Annotated in this window: 1 protein-coding gene; it reads right to left on the minus strand. The window is 65.7% G+C overall.

All coding sequences use genetic code 11. The annotated features are described in order from the left end of the window. Nucleotides 1–1,880 (minus strand): acetate--CoA ligase (gene acs, locus FG385_RS33640; RefSeq protein WP_139100858.1); only part of this gene is annotated, 1,880 nt, incomplete at both ends.

Consider the following 1,880-nt stretch of genomic DNA (forward strand, 5'->3'; position numbering starts at 1 on the left):
TCTTCGGATTTGCCGGTTTTGAGTCCTGCGGAGATGAGGTCCATGACGCTGCTGTCGGCGAGGGTGGTGACGTCGCCGATGGCGCGGTTTTCGGCGACGTCGCGTAGGAGGCGGCGCATGATTTTGCCGGAGCGGGTTTTGGGGAGTTCGGGGACGACCATGATTTGGCGGGGTTTGGCGATGGGCCCGATTTCGGTGGCGACGTGGTTGCGGAGGTCTTGCACGGCGGCCTCACCACCCGCCGCGTCGCCCTCGGTGGCGGTGCCGCGGAGGATGACGAACGCGACGATGCCTTGTCCGGTGGTGGGGTCGGTGGCGCCGACCACGGCGGCTTCGGCGACGCTGGGGTGCGACACCAGGGCGCTCTCGACTTCGGTGGTGGAGATGCGGTGCCCGGACACGTTCATCACGTCATCGACCCGGCCCAGTAGCCAGATGTCGCCGTCGGCGTCGTATTTGGCGCCGTCCCCGGCGAAGTAGTAGCCCTGCTCGGCGAACCGGGACCAGTAGGTGTCGCGGTAGCGGTCATTATCGCCCCAGATCCCGCGCAGCATCGCCGGCCAGGGTTTGTCCAGCACCAGGTACCCGCCCCCGCCGGGCGGGACTTCCTTGCCGGTGTCATCCACCACCATCGCCGAGATCCCCGGCAGCGGGGTCTGCGCCGACCCGGGTTTGGTGGCGGTCACCCCCGGCAACGGAGAGATCATGATGGCCCCGGTCTCGGTCTGCCACCAGGTGTCCACGATCGGGGCCGCCCCGGCCCCGATGTGCTCGCGATACCAGATCCACGCCTCCGGGTTGATCGGCTCCCCCACCGACCCCAGCACCCGTAGCGACGACAGATCGTAGCGGGCGGGAATGTCATCGCCCCACTTCATGAACGTCCGGATCAACGTCGGCGCCGTGTAGTAGATCGACACTTTGTACTGCTGGATGATCTCCCAGTGCCGCCCCTCGTGCGGGGTGTTCGGGGTGCCCTCATACACCACCTGCGTGACCCGGTTCGCCAACGGCCCATACACAATGTAGGAGTGCCCGGTCACCCACCCGATATCCGCGGTACACCAATACACATCCTCGCCCGGCTTGTGATCGAACACCACCTGATGCGTATACGCCGCCTGCGTCAGATACCCACCCGAAGTGTGCAAAATCCCCTTCGGCCGCCCCGTCGTGCCCGAGGTGTAGAGAATGAACAACGGATGCTCGGCATCAAAGGCCTCCGGCGTGTGCCCCACCGGCTGCGCGTCCACCAGGTCATGCCACCACACATCCCGCCCCTCGCTCATCGGCGTCTCCGGATCCCCGGTCCGGCGCACCACGATCACCTTCTCCACCGACTCCGCCCCCGCCAGCGCCTCATCCACATTCGCCTTCATCGGCGCGGCCTTACCCCGCCGATACTGCCCATCCGAGGTGATCACCACCTTCGCCGCCGCGTCATCCACCCGCGACCGCAACGCCGTCGGCGAAAACCCCCCGAACACCACACTGTGCAACGCCCCGATCCGGGCACACGCCAGCATCGCGATGATCGCCTCCGGCACCATCTGCAACTGGATCGCCACCCGATCATGCGCCCCGACCCCCAACGACAACAACGCGTTAGCCGCCCGGCACACCTCATCCTTCAACCGCGCATACGTAATCTCCCGCGTATCACCAGGCTCCCCCACCCAATGAATCGCCACCTGATCCCCGAACCCCGCCTCCACATGCCGATCCACACAGTTATAAGCCACATTCAACCGCCCACCCACAAACCACTTCGCAAACGGCGCACCCGACCAATCCACCACCCGCGACCATTTCGTATCCCACGACAACCGCTCCGCCTGCTCCGCCCAAAACCCCTCACGATCCAACTCGGCCCGCTGATA

Origin of the sequence: Amycolatopsis alkalitolerans, assembly GCF_006152065.1 — a bacterium.
In the GTDB taxonomy this organism is placed as follows: domain Bacteria; phylum Actinomycetota; class Actinomycetes; order Mycobacteriales; family Pseudonocardiaceae; genus Amycolatopsis_E; species Amycolatopsis_E alkalitolerans.